Below are 19,335 nucleotides of genomic sequence, written 5' to 3'. Positions count from 1 at the left end.
GATGAAGATTATTGTGGCGCCGGATTCTTTTAAAGGCAGCATTTCAGCTGAGCAAGCGGCACGCGCAATGGCCGAAGGGATATTGGACGCAGCTCCGGATAGCGAGATCATCGAATTGCCATCTGCGGACGGCGGAGAAGGAACCATGGTGAATCTGATCGCCTCGACAAACGGCCGCATGGTTACGCATCAAGTATCAGGGCCGCTTGGTAAGCTGGTCGCTGCCAGTTATGGAGTGCTTGGGCACGACGAGACGTGCGTCATTGAAATTGCAGAAGCATCCGGGCTCACTTTGCTTTCACAAACAGAGCGCAACCCAGAGTGTGCTTCGACGGAAGGAACCGGGGAATTGATCCGCCATGCACTCGATGCCGGGTTTCGGAATTTCATCGTCGGGCTTGGAGGGAGCGCGACGAATGACGGCGGCACAGGAATACTGCGCGCGCTCGGCATGCGATTTCTCGATACTGCAGGCGAGGCGCTGCCGCCAGGAGCCGGGGAGCTGGATAAACTTTATGAGATAGATGCCGGTTCTTTTGATGCGCGCATCCAGGAGTGCCGCTTTGTTATCGCGAGCGATGTCGATAATACACTAATCGGGCCAAACGGCGCTTCGCATATATTCGGCCCTCAAAAAGGCGCGACTAAGAAAATGGCGGAGGCGCTGGACAGGAAGTTAAGTCATTACGCCGATATCGTGGAGAACGAGACGGGCGTGTCTTTGCATGACTATCCAGGGGCGGGGGCTGCAGGTGGTGCTGGCGGCGCATTTTTAGCATTTTTCCCTGCTGTCATGCAGCGCGGCATTGATGTTGTTCTTGAAGCTTCGGGGTTTTCAAAAAGCGTGGCGTCGAGTGATTTGATTTTCACGGGCGAAGGAAAATCCGACCGCCAAACCTTATCGGGAAAAACAGCTTTTGGCATTGCGCAAATGGCCGCCGATCACGGCAAGCCGGTCATCTTATTATCCGGCTCAATCGATCCTGATAGCCGAGAGGACTTGGAGCGCTTTTTCGAAGAAGTGCATTCAGTCTCAGGGGGAGCTGTTACTGAAAAACAATCGATGGACAATGCTTATGTGCATGTGCGTCAACGGTCAGCGGACATCCTCTGCGCTTATTTGCGCAATCATCATCAAGCCAATTAAGCATCCGGACAATTTACATTTTGGAACAGGTGTAGCCAAATGCGAAAAGGGGTAGAAATCATTAACTACCTATAGCATAGATGCATGCGGACGAAATGAAAATAAGGAGGTATTTCCCGTGACGACGCCAATGACCAGAAGCAAGCTTCGGAAAGAAACCAACAGTTTGTATTTAGACATGATTGTTTTTTATAGACGCTTTTCCAAAGTTCATGAACCAGCGCCAACAGATTTGCGGCGGATGAAATTGAATCTGGACAGATTAAATCCAACTTCAACTGGAGAACAGATTGAAGCAATCCGCTTTTTGGAATTCTTTCTGGCGATCTATCTCGGGCAAATCGATTCCGTACATGAAGCAGAGCGAATTCAATTGATTGGCCGTGCCAAAGAGTACACAATCAGGGACTCAAGGCAACGGCGTGCGCTGAGAAAATGGCGCCGCGAAGTGGAGGAAAGCAGCGAACAGGCTGTTTAAAACAAGGGAGCCGCGAGTGGCTCTTTTTTTATTGCCTGAAATTCGGAGCTCCTACTTATAAGGAAACGCGCTATAATGAAGCTATTGTTTAACTTGGAATGGAGGCCGAACGATGGCTAACGAAAGAACGCAAGCAGGCAATCAAACGCTTGAAAGCTATATCGAGCCGCCGGAAAAATTGCAGAGCTTATACAAGCGAACCTTATGGATTGTCATGCTCTCGCAAATTTTCGGGGGCGCGGGACTGGCTGCTGGGATTACGGTCGGCGCTTTGCTCGCGCGAGATATGCTTGGTACGGAAAGCTACGCCGGGCTTCCGGTCTTTCTCTTTACACTCGGCTCGGCAGGGGCTGCGCTCGTCGTCGGGCGCTTGTCTCAGCGTTTCGGCCGCAGGACAGGCTTGGCTGCCGGGTTTCTTACGGGCGGCATCGGCTCGATCGGTGTCGTATTTGCCGCGATTTGGGGCAATGTGTTGCTGTTGTTCTTAGCGCTTGTCATTTACGGTGCGGGGTCAGCGACGAATCTTCAAGCACGTTATGCAGGAACGGACCTGGCCAGCACGAAGCAGCGCGGCACGGCCATCAGCGTTGCAATGGTAGCGACGACATTCGGTGCATTTGCCGGGCCTAACCTGGTTGGTGTCATGGGGAGTTTCGCTGAATCGATTGGGGTGCCGGCACTTGCTGGGCCATTCATTTTAGCGGGAGCTGCTTACATATTGGCTGGTATCGTACTAGTTGCGCTATTGCGCCCGGACCCGCTCATGGTATCGCGTTTTATCAGCGATCAGCAAAAGCGGGATCAGGCCGCGTCAGGAGAAGAACAAGTGGCAAGCCCTGCGGTTAATAGCCGCGGCGTTTTCCTCGGCGCAACGGTCATGGTCATTACGCAAATCGTCATGGTGGCGATCATGACGATGACGCCGGTGCATATGGGCCATCATGGACATAGCCTTAATGCGATCGGCATGGTGATTGGCATCCATGTAGCGGCCATGTATTTGCCCTCGCTCGTGACCGGTATGCTGGTCGATAAGGTGGGGCGCGTTGCGATGGTCGTCGCAGCGGGAGTGACCTTGCTTTCAGCAGGACTGGTTGCGGCATTTGCTTCAGGAGATTCGCTGTTTGTGTTAATTCTCGCCCTGGCACTGCTGGGGCTTGGCTGGAACTTTGGTTTGATTAGTGGCACGGCATTGATCGTCGATTCGACGAAACCACAAGCGCGTGCCAAAACGCAAGGGACGGTCGACGTCTTGATCGCGCTTGCTGGTGCGACTGGCGGCGGCATGTCAGGGCTCGTCGTAGCTGGCACCAGCTTCGCGGCTCTTTCGCTGGCGGGAGGAATTCTGTCGTTATTATTGGTGCCTGTTGTCATTTGGTTTTGGCGCAATCAAGAAACCAGTATTTCGTAAGAAGCAGGGGCTTAATCTTAATGCGCCTATTTTTTCATTCTCATGGAATTTTAATGTTCTTCTCAGCAGGCACTCAGCCCGTGCAGATATGATAGAACTATCATAAAGCGAGAAAGGGTGTTTGAAGATGAAGAAAATGACGGCAGGAATAGCGACAGTGATTTTATTGGCAGGTTGTGGTGCAACACAAGATACGAGCGAAACGACCACGACAGCGACTGAAGATGCGGCAAATCAGCAAGCGGTGGATGCAACGAACGGAAATAGCGACACAGCACAAGAGGAGTCGGCTGAACAAGAGGATAGTCCGGAACAAGCAGCGCAAGATGAACAGGCAGCGGCTACAGCAGCAAACGGTGAAATCCGCGAATTCGATTTGGAATTGAAATTCACGGATGACCGTGAGTGGGAATTCGACTACGACCGCAACCAAGCTTCAATTGAGCGCGGTTCCGGAGACCGGCTGTCTGGCCAGGAAGCACAAGATGAATTTGCGCAGCTTTTCCAGGCCATCCAGTTTTCAACGGCACGCCCTCTTGATGACTTCAAGCGTGAAGTGTTGGAGGCGGTCAATGCCCAGCAAGCAGAGGTCCGGGATTTTGAGTTGGATGTGAAATTCGATTCGGGTGAAGAAATGGAAATTGACCACGATGTGAGAAACGGCGCAACATCCGAAGAGCTCGATGAATTCTCACTCGAACTGACGTTTACCGGAGGCGGCGAAGCGAGTTATGAGTTCGAAAGCGATGAACGGGAAGCTGAAATCGAGCGCCGTGATGGCTCGGAAAGTGAAGGAGCTGGGGCACTCGATGAGATGGAGCAGTTGATCGGCCAAGTTAATATCACGACAGCCCGTTCCATCGATGACATGAAAGCCGAGGTTCTGCAAGCATTGTCGATCGATACGGCCGATGTAGATGATTTCGATCTTGAAGTCGATTACCGGGGAGGAGAAGAAATTAAGTTTTTCCATGGTAGGAATTAACAAGCTGCAGAGGCGCTCTGTTTTTAGTCTCGGTAACAGCTCTAAACTAAGCTTAGTTTGATAGGCTATTCTAGGAGGCCTACTTTTAAAAGTGTAGCGGACATAACGAAAACCCTCACCAGTACAGGTGAGGGCTTTCGTTTATTTTTCATTTAGTTCAAAAACTGCGTATCGGTCAATTCGCTGAAATCGGGTTTTTCTTTCAGGAATTTCAAGTCGTATGACGAATCACCAAAGGCTTGAATTTCCTCGCCGTCGATATCCGTACTGAAGAACATGTTGTCCCAGGCGCCGTCGATGACCGATTTATCGAGTTCTTGGCCGGTAATGTCATCGATTGTGGAGATAACGATTTCCTTGGATTCTTCAGGATTTTCCTCGATGTATGCTGTAGCTTCTTCATGGGCATCGACAATGGCTTGCACAGTTTCTGGATCTGATTCGATCAATTCACTGGAAGTGACAAGGACAGATGCCGGAAGCGAAGTGCCGAAGGAAATCTCATCCGGTTCGATAATCACTTTGGCGCCGGTATTTTGTGCAAGGACGGACGCCCACGGTTCCGGGGCGACCGCTACATCAATTTTACCGGTTTCGAACATGGCTTCATATTGAGCCGGCTTGCCGGTCTGGTGGACCATTTCGCCACCGATGCGGTTTGAGGTGATATCGTTTTCTTTCATATAGGTTTCGAACTGGACATCATGTGTGCAACCGACGCGCGGGGTGATGAATGTGCTTCCTGGAATATCTTCGATGGATTCGATGCCGCTGCCATCACGCGCCATAACGACGGTGCCGCCGCTTGCGCCGCCAGCGACCATGCGCACATCTGCACCGTTCGTGTAGTTGTTCATGGCAGGCCCAGGGCCAACCAGCCCGCCGTCGATATCGCCAGTTTTCAAGGCAGTCATGAAGTCGGAGCCGTCAGCGAATGTGACGTATTCAACGTTCGTACCTTCTGGCAAATGGCTTTCATAAAATTGCTGGTCTTTTGCGACCATTGCCGTGGCGTGGTCAAGGTTCGGGAAATAGCCAAGTACGAGAGTGTCCTCAGAAGCGCCTGTCGTCCCACCAGAAGCGCCGCAAGCTGACAGGATTCCCGCAGCTGCAAATGAAGTTAAAATAAGTCCGGATTTTTTCATAAAATGATTCCTCCTCAAGTGGTTTTGGATGTTAAGATTCGAGTCCCCAGCGTTTCAAGACGTTTTTCTCGATGCGCTGGAAGATCAGTTGGTCGACAACTGCGCCGACGACGCCAATGATAATCATGACACCGATAACGAGCGCCATATTGCCGAAGTCAGAAGCGTAGCGCAATGTGTAGCCGAGTCCTGGTCCGGCACTCAATAGTTCGCCGGCCATCAGCGCGCGCCAGGCGAATGCCCAGGCGAGACGTGCACCGGTTACGAGATAAGGAATAGAGGCTGGGATGATAACCTTCCAGAATAAGTCGATGCCGTTCGATCCCATTGTCCGTGCTGCTTTTATGTAGAGTGGATTGACGTTTTTAATGCCCGTCCGTACATTGAGTGTCATAACGAATGTACCACCAAGAATGACCACGAAGATGATGGCGCCTTCGCCGAGGCCGAACCACATCATGGCTAGCGGAAGCCAGATGATGCTCGGCACACTTTGCAAGGCTAGCACCATTGAACCGATCGTGTCATCGGCCGTTTTCGAGCGTGCCAGCAAAATCCCGAGCGCGGTGCCGATCAATAAGGAAACGGCGAGGCCGATCAACAGCCGGCGGAAACTTGCGATCAAGTCGTAGACCAAAGTCAGATCAGTGAATCCAGCGACCAGTGCATCCCATACGCTGAACGGGGACGGCAGGATCGTTTCGTGCCATAATTCGAAATGAGAGCCGAGCCCCCAGAACAAGATAAGTGCTGCGAAAAAAATGAGGCGCTTAACTGCGGGCTTCATAGGCAAGCTCCTCATTTATGACTTTATCGATTTCGCCTTTCAACAGCCCCATGATGCGTTCTTCTAGTGCCGCGACTTGTTGTTTATGTTCGTCGCGAGGGCGCGGAATGTCGACTTCGATATCGGCGATGACGGTGCCGGGACGCGTGCCCATGACCACAATGCGATCTGATAATTTGATCGATTCCTGTATGCTATGTGTGACGAACACGATAGTTTTCTGCGTATCGATCCAAATTTTCTCCAACTGCCCATGAAGCCGGCTGCGTGTCTGTTCGTCGAGTGCACCGAACGGTTCATCCATCAACAGTACCGCAGGATCCATCGCCAGGGAACGTGCAATCGATACGCGCTGCTGCATGCCGCCGGATAATTCGTGGGGATAATGCCCGGCGTAATTGCTGAGCTGGACCATCTGCAGGAAATGGCGTGCACGTTCAATCGCTTGTTTTTTATTCATTTCCTTGCGCAGCGGGAACACGACATTCTCCGTGACGGTCATCCATGGGAACAGGGCGGCTTCTTGAAACACCATGCCGCGGTCTTTCCCTGGTTTCTGCACATTTTTTCCGTCGACGACAATGCCGCCCGACGAAGCGGAAGTCAGGCCGGCAATCATCGACAATAAAGTCGACTTGCCACAGCCGGAAGGGCCGAGGATCGAGACGAATTGGCCTTTCGGGATTTCGAGGTTTATATCTTCTAATACCGTATTGGCATTATTATCTTTATCGGTATAGATTTTGTTAATATGCTGGATTTCAATAAACAATAAAATTCACCGGCTATAAAACCTACCTTTCTAATCGGGTATCGCTTAATAAAGTATAGTATTTTTATAGGAATTGTCAATAATTACTGGCAAATTTTTTGTTTTTAAAAGATATTGGAGTGAGATACTCTTTTCAATTGAATGCCTGTTCGGCCGGCTAAGTGCCGAGAGCTTGCATAAATGGCTATTCGGAGGAATTGCAAAGGGGATTTGACCAAACAAAAATCCCCACTCTTTTTAGAGGGGGATAAAATTATTACAGTTTTTTCAGTTCTGCCAAGACTTCTGACGGTTCGACGCGATCTTTGTAATCTGCTTTTGTATATTCATAAGCGATCACACCGTCGCTTGAAATGATATACGTAGCGGATACTGGCAAGGTCCATTCTTCATCGCCATTGTATTGGTCGACATCGAGTTTATTGTCTTTGTAAACTTCGACTAGATACTCTGGCAGCCGGTAGACCAAATTGAAGTTGCTAGCGACTGTATTGCCGACATCGCTTAAGACTTTGTATTCCAAGTCATGCTTTTCCTGAGCGGACATGGAATGGTCGGGAGTCTGAGGGCTGATGGCCAATAGCTCGGCTCCTGCCCCGTGGATTTCCCCGATAATCTGTTGGTAAGCCCGTAGTTCCATATTGCAGTAAGGGCACCAATTGCCGCGGTAAAAGGTTAGGATGACAGGTCCTTGCTTCAATTTCTCATAAAGCTCCACTAGGTTTCCGGAAGCGTCCGGCAAGCTGAAATTCGGGGCTTTGTCGCCTTTTTGCATGCCATTACCTTCATCAGAAGCTTCAAGCTCGCTGATAGCGTCCTGCATTTTTTGCTGGATTTCCTCTGGTTTTGAAGCTTTGAATTTCTTGATGTATTCGTCGAATTCGTTTCTCATTTGAGTTGTCATTCAGGTCATCTCCACTTCGGTAATTGAATAAGGAATAAAAAACATTGTAATCGGCTAATTTTCTTCTATATGGTGTTGAGCCGTTTTTGGATTTTAGTCGACATTTTAAATGGCCTGCTGATTAATTTTATTCGAATAAATTCATGCTCAAATAACGTTCACCAGTGTCCGGCGCGATGCACAATACTTTTTTGCCAGATCCAAGCCGTTTGGCGATTTCAATAGCCGCATAGATAGTAGCACCGGCAGAAGGCCCAACAAAGACGCCTTCTTCACGGGCAGAGCGGCGGAACATATCGATCGCGTCTTCATCTTCAATCGCCATGATTTCATCGTAGATTGCCGTATTTAAGGTATCCGGCACGAACCCAGGGCTGGTGCCAACGAGTTTGTGTTTGCCCGGTTTGCCTCCTGACAGGACAGGGGAGCCTTTCGGTTCGACGACTGTTATATGGAGGTTCGGCATGTGTTCTTTCAAGGTCTCGCCGGTTCCAGTGATCGTGCCGCCAGTCCCGGCGGAAGCGACCAATGCATCGAGCTGCCCGTCCATTTGCTCGAGGATTTCAATCGCCGTCGTACCGCGGTGAGCATCCGGATTTGCCGGATTTTCAAATTGCTGCGGGATAAAGCTTTCGGGAATCGTTTCCTGCAATTCAAGTGCTTTTTGGATCGCGCCCGGCATTTTGTCGTCACTCGGGGTCAAGACGACTTCTGAACCGAAAGCTTTCAGTAAATTGATGCGCTCTTGAGTTGCGTTATCTGGCAGCACAAGGATGGAGCGGTAGCCTTTCGCTGCCGCGACCATCGCCAGGCCGATCCCAGTATTGCCGCTGGTCGGTTCGATGATTGTCGATCCCGCCTTCAATGCACCAGACTCTTCAGCTTGCTTGATCATATTATAAGCCGCCCGATCCTTGACGCTTTTGGTCGGGTTGAACATTTCCAGTTTCACATAGACATCCGCTGCGCCTTCAGGGACGATGCGGTTCAATTTCACAACAGGCGTATTGCCAATCAGGTCAGTAATGGATTCAAATGGTTTCATCAATTAAACAACCTTTCTTTATCGGATATAAAGGATATTACTTTCCATTGTAGTACAAAGCGAAAGGCTGTGCCATTCGCTTGTTTATGAGGTAGATAATGGCTCTATATAATATAGAAGAAATTTTGTTGGTCCTTGCTAGGCTAAATATGCAAAACGGAAGTGAAATCTTCGACAAAATGCTAAAAAGTAGCGTACTATTTTGGTAACGGGAAATCGTTCGAATCATGCAATGGAAAGTAGGGACAGATGTGAAAAAACAAATAGTGGTAATCGGGCTTGGGCGCTTCGGAAGCAGTGTCTGCAAAGAACTTTACGGGATGGGACACGATATCATGGCGATCGATTCCAATCCGGAAACGGTCAGCACGATGTCCGATTATGCGAGCCATACGGCAACAGCAGATGCGACGGATGAAGGCAGTTTGAAGTCGCTTGGTGTCCGCAATTTTGAATTTGCCATTGTCGCAATTGGCGATGACTTGCAGGCAAGCGTTTTGTGCACGCTTATGCTAAAAGAACTCGGGGTTCCAAAAGTCTGGGTCAAAGCACGGGACCAACAGCACCAAAAAATTCTGGAACGCATCGGTGCAGACCGTGTTATCCAGCCGGAATATGAAATGGGCGTCCGGACAGCCCATCATATCGATTCCGAAAAAGTAGTCGATTACATCAATCTATCGGAAAACTATAGCATCATCGAGTTGGCAGCCTCAAAAAAAGTCATCGGCAAAACCCTTGGTGAACTGAATATCCGTAAAGATTATGGCTGCATGATTTTGGCGATTAAGCATGGCGAAGATGTCAATATTGCGCCGCTGCTCGAAGACCGAGTTGAAGCGGGGGATATTTTGATTGCGATGGGGCATAAAGACGACCTCAAACGCTTTGAAGACAAAGGGCTGTAATAAAAACGACAGCCTAATTGATGGATAAAGGCGGTGCCTGGATGAAAGTGCGAATCGATTGGACGTATAAATCACCGAAAAACAAAGTCGTGCAATTTCTCTCTGAGGAGCTTGAAGCGGGCGACGCGCTGATGGTAGCGCAGGACCTGGAACGCACAGGGCGCACAAAGCACCTTCAATTTACCGACCGGCATAGCAGCAATTGGAACGTTAAGGAATTGAAAAACTACATCAAGGAAGTGGAAACAGAGCCGCATGATGTCATCGTTTATTACGATGGCGGCTTTGACCGCCATTCGAAACGGGCGGGGCTTGGCTGCGCGGTTTACTTCAAGCAAAATAGCAAGGATTACCGTTTGAGAAAAAACGTGGTCATCGAGGAGATCGACTCCAATAACGAGGCAGAATATGCGGCATTGTCGATGGCGGTCCAGGAAGTCGAATTGCTCGGTGTCCATCATCTCCCGGTCCGTTTTATCGGTGATTCGAGGACGGTAGTCAATCAGATGAGCGGCGAATGGGCAGTGCCAGAACATAGCTTGGCAAAGTGGGCTGACCGCATTGACCAGCGATTGGAGAAAATAGGTATCCGTCCCGAATATGAATTCGTGCCAAGAAAAGAAAACGCAGAAGCGGATCGCTTGGCCACGCAAGCGCTAGGCGAGACGATGATCGAAAGCTTAATCGAGCTAAACGCAGATAATAAAAGCGATTAAGGAGAAAAGTTGCCAGGAAGAAGCATTCCTGGCAACTTTTTCTATTTAATGTAAGTTTGTATCAATTTCTATGCCAAATAACTCAAATTTATCAGAATAGTGTGATATCTATTGAAATTAAGTCGTTTAAGGTGTATAAATGAGGTGTACAAAAGTTATACAAATACTATATGGAAAGAGGTTGGACACATGAAGAAGTTATCTGTCTCTCTTGTCGCAATGCTGGTGCTGTTTTCACTTCTCGCATCTTTAGTCATGGCTGACAACCATGGCGATATGGCAAAAGTGCGGGTGTTGCACGCTTCACCTGATGCCCCTGCAGTGGATGTATACGTCAACGGTGATTTAACGCTCGAAGAAGTGCCTTTTAAAACGGATTCCGGATATTTGGAAGTCCCGGCTGGCACCCATGATGTAGAAGTATTCGCTGCAGGCACTGAATATGCAGCAGGGGAAGGCGTCTTGCAAGCTGACCTGGAAGTGGAAGCTGGAAAAGCTTATACAGTAGCTGCCGCAAACCTCTTGGAGTCCATCGAATTTGTAGTAGCTGAAGATTCCATGGAAGTAACTGAAGGCCAAGCGAAAATCCGCGTCGGCCATTTGTCTCCGGATGCTCCAGCAGTTGATGTAGGGATCATCGGTGGAGATGCATTGTTCAGCGGAGCAGAATTCCCATCCATCACGGATTATGCCGAAGTAGACCCTGGGACATATGACTTGGAAATCCGTTTGCCGGATGGCACGCAAGTATTGCCGCTGGAAGGAACTGAACTTGCTGCAAATACTGTCTACTCTGTCTTTGCAGTCAATACAGTCGATTCCCTTGAAGTAATCGCTCTTGTCGATTACGAAGCAGCTGGTTCGCCGGATGAAATGCCGACAACTGGACTTGGTACACCGGAACAATCCCAGTCCATGTGGTTGTTGATCGGCGGTGCGTTGTTCTTAGTAGCAGCTAGCGGACTTGTGTGGAGAAAACGATTTCAATAAATTGGCATTGCTCCTCACAGCAGTATTTCTTGCAGGCTGTACCGCTGCGCCGCAAGATGAAGTGAGCGTCCGCAGTGCGGAAGTCGGTTTTGCCGTCAAGGCAGAACCGGCTCGGACAGAACAACCAAAAGAGCTAGAGAAGGCGAAAGCCGTAGAGACAGAGAAACCTGCGGCGCAATCGAAGCAGGCGGCCAATCCGATCAATGAATTGAACCAGCCAGGCATCACACCAGAAAAGCTTTCGATTCCATCTATTGAAGTGGAAGCAGATGTCACGCATCTCGGTGTCACTGATACGGGGGAAATGGCGGTGCCGGATAACGGAGATGAGTTGAGTTGGTTTTCACCGGGCTACCGTCCGGGGCAAAGAGGACGGGCGGTCATAGCAGGCCATGTCGATGACTTGGACGGTCCGGCGGTATTTTGGGACTTGACGGAGCTTGAGCCAGGAGATGAAATCCTTCTTTCGGGCGAAGATCGGGAATTGCGGTTCAAAGTCCATAAAATGGAGTCAGTGCCGCTCGATTTGGCGGATGTCGATACGGTCTTCGGTTATCATTCATCTCCTGAGCTGGTGTTGATTACCTGCTCCGGAACCTATGATTATGACCGAGGCACGCGGGAAGAGCGCTTGATCGTCTACGCCTCGCTCGTGCAAGAATAGGAAAGCGTCTCTTTGGAGGCGCTTTTTTTTGCGCCCTGAATTTGGTTGCTTTTTAGTGCGAAAGGCCAGACAGGTTAAAGCCCGTCACATTTTTGCAACATTACTTTAGAGACAGTTCGTTTGAGCAGTAACTTCCTTATAGCTGCATGATATAATTGGGTGGAACTTTTTTACCTAAAGAGCGTATCAGATACATCAGAATATATAAGGAGTCGTCAATCGCCCTATGAAGGAATCATTGAAGCGAATCGTCGAAAGTGCACGGTTCAATACGTTTATCACTGTTTTAATTTTAATCAATGCGTTGCTGGTCGGCTTGGAGACCTATCCATCGTTTGCGGAAAACTATGGTTCATTGCTATTGGTGCTGGATATCATTATCTTGGCATTTTTCGCTCTAGAAATACTCGCCAAGCTCTTCGTTTACAAGGCGAAATTCTTTGGCAATGCGTGGAATAATTTCGATTTTATTATCGTTGTCGGAAGCCTTATCCTTTATAACTCGCCGTTTATCAGCGTGTTGCGGATTTTCCGAGTGTTGCGAGTGTTGCGAACCGTGTCGACCATTCCGTCGCTGCGCCGCGTCGTGACAGCTTTGTTCATGGCCATCCCGACCATCACTAGCGTTATCTTGCTCATGTCGATCATTTTCTATGTCTATGCGGTTATTGGTACGTTTTTCTATGCAGGTATTGAACCGGAATATTTTGGTGACTTGGGACTTTCGCTTATCTCGCTATTCCAGATTTTCACCTTGGAATCCTGGGCGAGCGGAATTTTCCGACCAGTCTTTGCAGCAGAACCATGGTCTTGGTTGTATTTCATTTCTTTCATCGTTGTTTCGACTTTCCTGATGATCAACTTGATTGTCGGGGAGATCGTCAATAATGCACAGAAGATCTCAGATGAAATCGACAAGGAAACGGCTGAACTTGAAGGCATCAAAGAAGACACATCGGAAATTGAAGATTTGAGAAAAGAAGTCGGTGAACTGAAAAGCATGATCCAAACACTTGTCGATCGGAAATAACAGCAAGTAAAAAAAGCTGCCAAATGGCAGCTTCTTTTTTTAGTGAATCAAACTTTCGGCAGTTGGTTGACGAGTGTGATAAATTCACGCGAGACATACGGCACATAGCGGTTTTTGGCCATGATGATGCCGAGCCGCCATGGGAATGTCTGGGTCAGCGAGACGGTTTTGAACGGGCCGCCCTGGACGCGGTCGCAGATGAGTTTCGGCATCAAGGTGACACCGAGGTTCTTCTCGACCATGCCGACGATAAAATCCCATTGCGAGCTTTCGTAGGCGATTATTGGCTCGAATCCTTCGCTCCGGCAAAATTCGACCGTCCGCCCATTCAGTGTGAACTCTTTGCTGAGCAGCAAAAACGGGTCGTTTTTAAAATCAATCAAATCACGTGTTTCCTGGTTCGCGAGGGGGTGGTCTTCGTGGACGAGCAGTTTGATCTCTTGGTCGACAAACGGAACGACATCAAATCGCTCCGCATCGACAGGAAGCATGACAAATCCAAGATCCACCTCTCCATCTGTGACTTTTTCTTCGACTTTTTTAGCACCATCTTCGACAAGCATAACAGTTACATCAGGATAGCGGGATTGGAATTCTGCGATGATGGTCGGGAAAAACAGGGTGCTGATGACTGGCGGCAAGCCGATTTTAATCTTGCCTTTATTTAAGTTCATGACGTCATAAAGCGAAGAAGACAGGTCGTCAAGGCTATTGACGATTTTCTGCGCCTGTACGAAGACGACTTCTCCAGCATCGGTCAAACGCACTTTCCTGGAAGATCGGTCGAATAAAGACACATCCATTTCCAGTTCCAGGTTTTTGACCATCTTGCTGAGTGTCGGCTGTGTAACATGTAAAGCTTGTGCGGCTTTTGTGAAGCTCTGGTGCTTGGCCACTTCTATAAAGTAGCTGAGCTGTCGGATATCCATGTGAACGCCCCTCTTATCTATAACTAATATCTATGGAAGCTATTATAATTATTCATTTTACCTATCATTTTCTTCGTTGTATAGTATTAAAAGGTTTTAGGACTAAATATTAGATAATTCATTCAAATTTTTCGAATAGGAAAGTAAGCGTTTCCAATTTGTTCGAAAAACCGTAACACATTTAAAAGGGGGATTTATCATGTTAAGTATGATCGGAATGGTTGGAGGACTTATTCTATTGATCGTGTTGACTATGAGAGGCGTCAACTTGTTGATCGCTGGACCATTGTCGGCATTGTTCGTCGCTGTACTCAGCGGCTTGCCGCTATTTCCGCAACTAGTGGGGGAAGGGGAAGCCAATTTATTGTCGAATTATATGGGCGGCTTCTCCGGGTTCATCACCTCGTGGTTCCCGATGTTCTTGCTCGGTGCCATTTTTGGTAAAGTCATGGAAGATACAGGGGCTGCAGATAGCGTCTCCAAATGGCTGGTCGGAAAATTCGGCTTGTCAAAAGCAGTACTGGCGATTGTCATTGCCTGTGCGGTTCTGACATACGGAGGCGTTAGCTTGTTCGTCGTTGCGTTCTCGGTTTACCCGATGGCACTCAGCTTGTTCAAGCAAGCGGACCTGCCTCGCCGCTTCATCCCGGCAGCACTCGCGCTTGGGTCTGTCACCTTCACGATGACTTCTGCAGGGTCACCGGAGATTCAAAACTGGATCCCGATTGACTATTTGAACACGAGTCCTTATGCAGGTTGGGAAGTCAGTATCATCGTCGCCATCTTTATGGCATTCTTCGGCTATTGGTGGTTGAAGCGAATGATCAACAAAGCCGTGAAAAAAGGCGAGCGTTTTGAAGCACGTGAATCAGATCCGCAAATGGCCGATCGCGCATTGCCGCATCCGGTTACAGGGCTGATCCCGTTGCTGGTCGTTTTGGCTGTGTCATTCATTTTCCACGATTCACTCGGCACGTCGGCCTTGATTTTGGCTTTGCTTGGGGGCGTTATCACAACCTATCTTTTGAATATGAAGTATTTCACGAACCTTGGCAAAGCATTGACAGACGGAACAATCGGTGCATTGATCGCCATTGGCAATACAGCAGCGGTCGTCGGCTTCGGCGGCGTTGCGAAAGCAGTACCGGCTTTCCAAGTGGCAGTCGATGCCATGACAAGCATTCCGGGAAGCCCGCTTATCGGCGGTGCCGTAGCGGTCAGTGTCATCGCTGGTTTGACTGGATCTGCTTCTGGCGGGCAAGTTATCGCCTTGCCGTTGATTGCTCCCCATTACATCGATATGGGCGTCAATACCGAAGCGCTTCACCGTACCATCGCGATTTCTTCCGGCGCACTCGATTCGTTGCCGCATAACGGTTATGTCGTGACAACGATTCAAGGAATTTGCGGAGAGACCCACAAAGCCGCTTACGGTGCGATGGGTGCTGTCACGGTAATCGTGCCGTTGATCGGATTGACGATTGCGATTGTGTTGTTCAGCCTAGGACTAGGAATTTAATTTTTCATCCGGAGGGGTTTCATTATGGTAGATAAGAAAGTTGTGTTGATCACCGGTGCCGCAAGCGGCATCGGCTATGAAATCAGTGTGGATTTTGCCAAAGAAGGTGCAAAGATCGTGCTGACCGATATCAACGGTGAAGCGGTACAACAAGCTGCGGATGAGTTGAAGGGGCAAGGTTTTGACTGTATCGGAATTAAATGCGATGTCACCAGTGAAGATGAAATTAAAGCAGCCATCGATCAAACAGTGGAAACGTTCGGTTCTTTGGACATCTTGATCAATAATGCAGGCATGCAGTACGTCTCGCCGATTGAAGAATTTCCGACCGAGAAATACGAATTGCTGATCAAGGTCATGCTGGTCGCACCGTTCGTGGCGACCAAGCATGCTTTCCCAATCATGAAGAAACAAGGATTCGGGCGCATCATCAACATGGCGTCGATCAACGGGCTTGTTGGTTTCGCCGGGAAAGCAGCGTATAACAGCGCGAAGCACGGCGTCATCGGCTTGACGAAAGTCGCAGCGTTAGAAGGCGCAGAGTATGGCATCACGGTCAATGCGATGTGTCCTGGATACGTCGACACACCGCTCGTGCGTAATCAGCTGGGCGATTTGGCGAAGACGCGAAATGTCTCACTGGAAAAGGTTCTAGAAGAAGTTATCTATCCATTGGTTCCGCAAAAACGCTTGCTGTCGGTACAGGAAATCTCCGATTACACAATGTTTCTCGCGAGCGCTAAAGCGCGCGGCATTACCGGGCAGGCAGTGGTCTTGGACGGCGGTTACACAGCACAATAAAAGCACGGCGCATTTTTGCGCCGTGCTTTACCATGCGATGGATAAGTTTAGGAAACCGTATTTTCCGAAGCTTATCGCTCGCTTTCCGTGGGCTCGCGCCCAAGCCTCCTCAGTTGCGATGCGCCTTGCGGGGTCTCGGTCGTCTCGCTAATCCACAGGAAAGATAAGGTCGACCTATGGGAGACATTATCTTTGCGAAAGTAATGCGCAGCATTATTGAGCAGAAGGGTTTACGAGCGAACGCTTCTCCAAATACCTAGAAAGATCATTGATTTTTGAATGTAGAAAGAACGACTCCATTCTATTTCGTAATGAATTTATAGACTTCTTCAACACTCTGAAAAGCACGGCGCATTTTTGCGCCGTGCTTTCTTATTTTTGTATAGTCTATTGAATGAAGCTCAATCGTCGAGAAAGTTTTCAGCGATGCCGAGAAACAGGCGAGGTTGTTCGACGTTCGGTGCATGGCCAGAACGCTTGAATTCCATGAAGCTGGCGTGCTGGATGAGCTGGGCGGTCTCGCGTCCTCTATCAGGCGGGTTTAATTCGTCGTAGCGCCCGCTGATGACCAAGGTTTCTGCAGTGATGCCAGTAATTTTGGGACGTAAATCAAAACCCTCCAATGCGTTCGACGCAATGCCTTGCTGTTCCATCGTCAATTGGGGGCTGTTCTGAGCCGTTTTTTCCTGCCATTTCTTGACTGCCGTCAAACGGTGGAACATATAGCCTTGTGCTTTATCCAGCTTGTCGTGGATAGATATGCCGTTGAAATCTTCGGCATGGCGTTCGAATAATTCGGCCATGGAAGATTGTTCGCCGTGGGATTTGGTAGCGACCAATAATAATTTGCGCACGCGTTCTGGACGTCTCGCGGCTAATCCTTGTGCAATATAACTTCCCATCGAGACTCCTAGTATATCGACGGAGTCCAGTTCCAAGTAATCCAATAACGCGGCGGCATCTTCGATATGGTCATCAAGTGAATAGGAACCAGGTTTGGCCGAGTGGCCGTGGCCTCTCGAATCCAGCGCAATGATGCGACGCTTTGTTCGAAAAAAATTGATTTCACGGTAAAACATGGCAGAGCTGCTGGTCAATCCATGAAACAGGAGCAGCGGCTGGCCGCTTCCAATATCTTCGTAATACAGGCTAGTGTCGTTTTGGGTAAATATAGGCATTATTTTCTTCCTCTCATTTCTATCTACTATTTTACTATACCTCAATAACACAAGCGCAAACGGAAGCCCGTCTGCGCTTGTTAGGTTTTATCCAATTTATGCTTGCGGCTATGCCATTTGTCGATAAAGCTGAAAATTGCAGCAAGCAATAGGAACATGCTGAGTGTCGTGTACCAAGGGAATTGTGAAATGGCCCTGCCAAAAGCGGTATACAGGATAGCCGGGGCAATCAAACCGAGCGCGGAGTAATACATATATTCACGGCGTGTATTAGTCATTTCCATCAAGTAAAATGACAGCAGGTGAAAATGGACAAAGGGCATGACACGCAAAATCATCACTTGGGAAACGGTCAGGTTGCGATCAGGAAACCATTTATCTTTCAAGGCAGCGAGTTTGGCTCGGAAGCGAGGAAATTTATTAATCATCATATAAGAAATAAAACTCATCAGTGTTAATCCGATAAAAGACAGCAGGGCACCTTGGAAAAAGCCGAAAAGAAATCCGCCTGCGATGCATACGGCGATGACCGGCAGAAACAACAGCGGTCGGATTAAATGAAGCAATATGAACAAAAGCGGCGCCCAAAGTCCTGCCTGGCCGATGAAATTTTCAATCGTTCGTTCAAACTCTGCCAAATCCACTGTTCTCTCCGCCTTTCAGCTTCTATTACTAATAAGGAAGAATAAGCGAAAAGGCCGCGAAATGCAAGGATTTGTTTGATCCCCCCCATACTAAGGGTATGAAAAAATATCTACATAAAACACATTTTTATAAGCATCTATGGTAATCACCATCAGGAAAAGGGAGAGGATTTTATGAGAAGAAGCTTGAAAATAGCCAGTGCTTTTATCGGAATTGTCGTCGGCGCTGGCTTCGCTTCAGGACAAGAGATTTTGCAATATTTTACTAGTTATGGATATTGGGGTATAGGCGGCGTCTTGGTCGCTACCGCATTATTCGGTTATATCGGAATGATTTTGACACGTCTCGGAAGCCGTATGCAAACGACTTCGCATGAAGACGTGGTCTACCGTATTAGCGGGAAGTGGCTCGGAAAAGTAATCGATTATACATTGATTTTGACCTTGTTTGGAGTCTTAGTGGTTATGATAGCAGGAGCTGGCTCCATCTTCTCCCAACAATTCGACCTGGCACCGGCATTTGGGCGTAGTCTAATGATTGTGCTTGTGATCATCACAATCATGATGAACGTTAAAAAAGTGATTACTGTTATTTCCAGCATTACACCATTTCTTATTTTGATGGTAATTGGGATTACAGTTTATAGTGTCTTTACGATGGACAGCAGTTTTGGTGCACTCGATCCAGTGGCAAAAGAGCAGCTTTCTGCCACACCGTTTTGGCTATTATCAGCAATCAATTACGTGTCGTTAGCCATTGCGCTCGGTGCGTCGATGTCGCTCGTCATGGGCGGAGCTGAACAAGACGAGAAAGTGGCAGCACGGGGCGGATTGATTGGCGGATTAATATTCGGGGCTTTAATTTTACTCAGCTACGTGGCGATATTCGCTAAAGTGGACGTCGTCGGAGGAGCAGATTTGCCGATGCTTGCCATCGGGGACGACATTTCGCCGATCCTCGGCATCATTATGTCAGTCGTCATTTTTGCAATGATTTACAATACCGCTGTAAGTATGCTGCTGTCGTTCTCCGCGCGATTTGCGGACATAGGAACGAAAAAATTTCGGATTTTCGTGATCATTGCCGGATTGATCGCTTTTGCGCTCAGCTTTGTTGGCTTTACGTCACTAGTCAATTATCTGTACCCGGCAGTCGGCTATCTCGGCTTGCTGTTGATCGGGGCATTGATCTTAGCGGATATCCGCAAAGTGGGCAAAAACGACAAAGCCAAGCGAGACAACAAAGCAACAAACTAATAAAAGAGGTTACCTCACAAACTTA

At 48.6% G+C, this 19,335-nt stretch carries 20 protein-coding genes; 12 read left to right on the top strand and 8 right to left on the bottom strand.

Features of this window, described 5'->3' with window-relative positions; translation table 11 throughout:
* Position 1 precedes the first annotated feature (1 nt).
* From KTG14_RS14275 to KTG14_RS14260, 4 genes are all read left to right on the top strand, one after another.
* A complete protein-coding gene (locus KTG14_RS14275) occupies positions 2-1,147 on the top strand; it encodes a glycerate kinase (protein WP_216971564.1) in 1,146 nt (381 codons plus the stop codon).
* 118 nt (positions 1,148-1,265) lie between these two features.
* A complete protein-coding gene (locus tag KTG14_RS14270) occupies positions 1,266-1,625 on the top strand; it encodes a hypothetical protein (RefSeq protein ID WP_216971563.1) in 360 nt (119 codons plus the stop codon).
* Positions 1,626-1,737: 112 nt separating this feature from the next.
* Positions 1,738-3,036, top strand: coding sequence for an MFS transporter (locus KTG14_RS14265; protein ID WP_216971562.1), 1,299 nt, complete (start codon positions 1,738-1,740; stop codon positions 3,034-3,036).
* Between the two features lie 127 nt (positions 3,037-3,163).
* Positions 3,164-4,021 (top strand): YusW family protein, encoded by an 858-nt coding sequence (locus KTG14_RS14260; protein WP_216971561.1) that lies wholly within the window; start codon positions 3,164-3,166, stop codon positions 4,019-4,021.
* A 152-nt stretch (positions 4,022-4,173) separates the two neighbouring features.
* Here KTG14_RS14260 and KTG14_RS14255 read toward each other — a convergent pair whose 3' ends face one another.
* The 5 genes from KTG14_RS14255 to cysK form a co-directional block, all read right to left on the bottom strand.
* On the bottom strand, positions 4,174-5,166 hold the full coding sequence (locus tag KTG14_RS14255) for an ABC transporter substrate-binding protein (RefSeq protein ID WP_216971560.1): 993 nt from the start codon (positions 5,164-5,166) through the stop codon (positions 4,174-4,176).
* Positions 5,167-5,197: 31 nt separating this feature from the next.
* A complete protein-coding gene (locus tag KTG14_RS14250) occupies positions 5,198-5,953 on the bottom strand; it encodes an ABC transporter permease (RefSeq protein WP_216971559.1) in 756 nt (251 codons plus the stop codon).
* Positions 5,937-6,725 carry an ABC transporter ATP-binding protein gene (locus KTG14_RS14245; protein WP_058381454.1) on the bottom strand — a complete coding sequence of 263 codons (789 nt, stop codon included), beginning with the start codon at positions 6,723-6,725 and terminating at the stop codon, positions 5,937-5,939. The genes KTG14_RS14250 and KTG14_RS14245 overlap by 17 nt, the downstream gene beginning before the upstream one ends.
* Before the next feature lie 256 nt (positions 6,726-6,981).
* Positions 6,982-7,629 (bottom strand): peroxiredoxin-like family protein, encoded by a 648-nt coding sequence (locus KTG14_RS14240; protein WP_216971558.1) that lies wholly within the window; start codon positions 7,627-7,629, stop codon positions 6,982-6,984.
* A gap of 127 nt (positions 7,630-7,756) precedes the next feature.
* Positions 7,757-8,674: a cysteine synthase A gene (gene cysK, locus KTG14_RS14235; RefSeq protein WP_216971557.1), complete on the bottom strand. Its 918-nt coding sequence runs from the start codon at positions 8,672-8,674 to the stop codon at positions 7,757-7,759.
* A gap of 251 nt (positions 8,675-8,925) precedes the next feature.
* Here cysK and KTG14_RS14230 point away from each other — a divergent pair, with 251 nt between their 5' ends.
* From KTG14_RS14230 to KTG14_RS14210, 5 genes are all read left to right on the top strand, one after another.
* Complete coding sequence (locus KTG14_RS14230) at positions 8,926-9,582, top strand: potassium channel family protein (protein ID WP_058383682.1); 657 nt, start codon at positions 8,926-8,928, stop codon at positions 9,580-9,582.
* Between the two features lie 41 nt (positions 9,583-9,623).
* On the top strand, positions 9,624-10,298 hold the full coding sequence (locus KTG14_RS14225; protein WP_216971556.1) for a reverse transcriptase-like protein: 675 nt from the start codon (positions 9,624-9,626) through the stop codon (positions 10,296-10,298).
* Between the two features lie 189 nt (positions 10,299-10,487).
* Entirely contained in the window at positions 10,488-11,288 is an 801-nt protein-coding gene (locus KTG14_RS14220; RefSeq protein ID WP_216971555.1) for a DUF4397 domain-containing protein, read from the top strand.
* A complete protein-coding gene (locus tag KTG14_RS14215; protein ID WP_216971554.1) occupies positions 11,263-11,952 on the top strand; it encodes a class F sortase in 690 nt (229 codons plus the stop codon). The genes KTG14_RS14220 and KTG14_RS14215 overlap by 26 nt, the downstream gene beginning before the upstream one ends.
* Before the next feature lie 226 nt (positions 11,953-12,178).
* The gene (locus tag KTG14_RS14210) at positions 12,179-12,982 is read left to right on the top strand and encodes an ion transporter (RefSeq protein WP_216971553.1); all 804 of its coding nucleotides are present in this window, start codon (positions 12,179-12,181) and stop codon (positions 12,980-12,982) included.
* A 47-nt stretch (positions 12,983-13,029) separates the two neighbouring features.
* Here KTG14_RS14210 and KTG14_RS14205 read toward each other — a convergent pair whose 3' ends face one another.
* Positions 13,030-13,911 (bottom strand): LysR family transcriptional regulator, encoded by an 882-nt coding sequence (locus KTG14_RS14205; protein WP_216971552.1) that lies wholly within the window; start codon positions 13,909-13,911, stop codon positions 13,030-13,032.
* Between the two features lie 199 nt (positions 13,912-14,110).
* Between KTG14_RS14205 and KTG14_RS14200 the strand changes: the two genes are divergently transcribed.
* A complete protein-coding gene (locus KTG14_RS14200; RefSeq protein WP_216971551.1) occupies positions 14,111-15,430 on the top strand; it encodes a GntP family permease in 1,320 nt (439 codons plus the stop codon).
* Positions 15,431-15,454: 24 nt separating this feature from the next.
* A complete protein-coding gene (locus KTG14_RS14195) occupies positions 15,455-16,231 on the top strand; it encodes a 3-hydroxybutyrate dehydrogenase (protein ID WP_216971550.1) in 777 nt (258 codons plus the stop codon).
* Positions 16,232-16,632: 401 nt separating this feature from the next.
* Here KTG14_RS14195 and KTG14_RS14190 read toward each other — a convergent pair whose 3' ends face one another.
* The gene (locus KTG14_RS14190; protein WP_216971549.1) at positions 16,633-17,409 is read right to left on the bottom strand and encodes an alpha/beta fold hydrolase; all 777 of its coding nucleotides are present in this window, start codon (positions 17,407-17,409) and stop codon (positions 16,633-16,635) included.
* An 80-nt stretch (positions 17,410-17,489) separates the two neighbouring features.
* Positions 17,490-18,053, bottom strand: a complete 564-nt coding sequence (locus KTG14_RS14185) for a TVP38/TMEM64 family protein (RefSeq protein ID WP_308462040.1) — start codon at positions 18,051-18,053, stop codon at positions 17,490-17,492.
* 174 nt (positions 18,054-18,227) lie between these two features.
* Here KTG14_RS14185 and KTG14_RS14180 point away from each other — a divergent pair, with 174 nt between their 5' ends.
* Positions 18,228-19,310: a YkvI family membrane protein gene (locus tag KTG14_RS14180; protein ID WP_216971548.1), complete on the top strand. Its 1,083-nt coding sequence runs from the start codon at positions 18,228-18,230 to the stop codon at positions 19,308-19,310.
* Positions 19,311-19,335: the final 25 nt, after the last annotated feature.

The organism is Planococcus sp. CP5-4_YE, assembly GCF_019042655.1.
Classification (GTDB): Bacteria; Bacillota; Bacilli; order Bacillales_A; family Planococcaceae; genus Planococcus.
The sequence above is the reverse complement of the archived record's forward strand: the minus strand, read 5'-3'. Positions and strand labels throughout refer to the sequence as shown.

What these genes read in the sequence shown, in the direction of transcription:
- KTG14_RS14225 (WP_216971556.1), top strand. Translation starts at nt 9,624, where the DNA reads ATGAAAGTGCGAATCGATTGGACGTATAAATCACCGAAAAACAAAGTC.
- KTG14_RS14205 (WP_216971552.1), bottom strand. Translation starts at nt 13,911, where the DNA reads ATGGATATCCGACAGCTCAGCTACTTTATAGAAGTGGCCAAGCACCAG.
- KTG14_RS14195 (WP_216971550.1), top strand. Translation starts at nt 15,455, where the DNA reads ATGGTAGATAAGAAAGTTGTGTTGATCACCGGTGCCGCAAGCGGCATC.
- KTG14_RS14260 (WP_216971561.1), top strand. Translation starts at nt 3,164, where the DNA reads ATGAAGAAAATGACGGCAGGAATAGCGACAGTGATTTTATTGGCAGGT.
- KTG14_RS14210 (WP_216971553.1), top strand. Translation starts at nt 12,179, where the DNA reads ATGAAGGAATCATTGAAGCGAATCGTCGAAAGTGCACGGTTCAATACG.
- KTG14_RS14275 (WP_216971564.1), top strand. Translation starts at nt 2, where the DNA reads ATGAAGATTATTGTGGCGCCGGATTCTTTTAAAGGCAGCATTTCAGCT.
- KTG14_RS14240 (WP_216971558.1), bottom strand. Translation starts at nt 7,629, where the DNA reads ATGACAACTCAAATGAGAAACGAATTCGACGAATACATCAAGAAATTC.
- KTG14_RS14255 (WP_216971560.1), bottom strand. Translation starts at nt 5,166, where the DNA reads ATGAAAAAATCCGGACTTATTTTAACTTCATTTGCAGCTGCGGGAATC.
- KTG14_RS14250 (WP_216971559.1), bottom strand. Translation starts at nt 5,953, where the DNA reads ATGAAGCCCGCAGTTAAGCGCCTCATTTTTTTCGCAGCACTTATCTTG.
- KTG14_RS14180 (WP_216971548.1), top strand. Translation starts at nt 18,228, where the DNA reads ATGAGAAGAAGCTTGAAAATAGCCAGTGCTTTTATCGGAATTGTCGTC.
- cysK (WP_216971557.1), bottom strand. Translation starts at nt 8,674, where the DNA reads ATGAAACCATTTGAATCCATTACTGACCTGATTGGCAATACGCCTGTT.
- KTG14_RS14265 (WP_216971562.1), top strand. Translation starts at nt 1,738, where the DNA reads ATGGCTAACGAAAGAACGCAAGCAGGCAATCAAACGCTTGAAAGCTAT.
- KTG14_RS14220 (WP_216971555.1), top strand. Translation starts at nt 10,488, where the DNA reads ATGAAGAAGTTATCTGTCTCTCTTGTCGCAATGCTGGTGCTGTTTTCA.
- KTG14_RS14200 (WP_216971551.1), top strand. Translation starts at nt 14,111, where the DNA reads ATGTTAAGTATGATCGGAATGGTTGGAGGACTTATTCTATTGATCGTG.
- KTG14_RS14190 (WP_216971549.1), bottom strand. Translation starts at nt 17,409, where the DNA reads ATGCCTATATTTACCCAAAACGACACTAGCCTGTATTACGAAGATATT.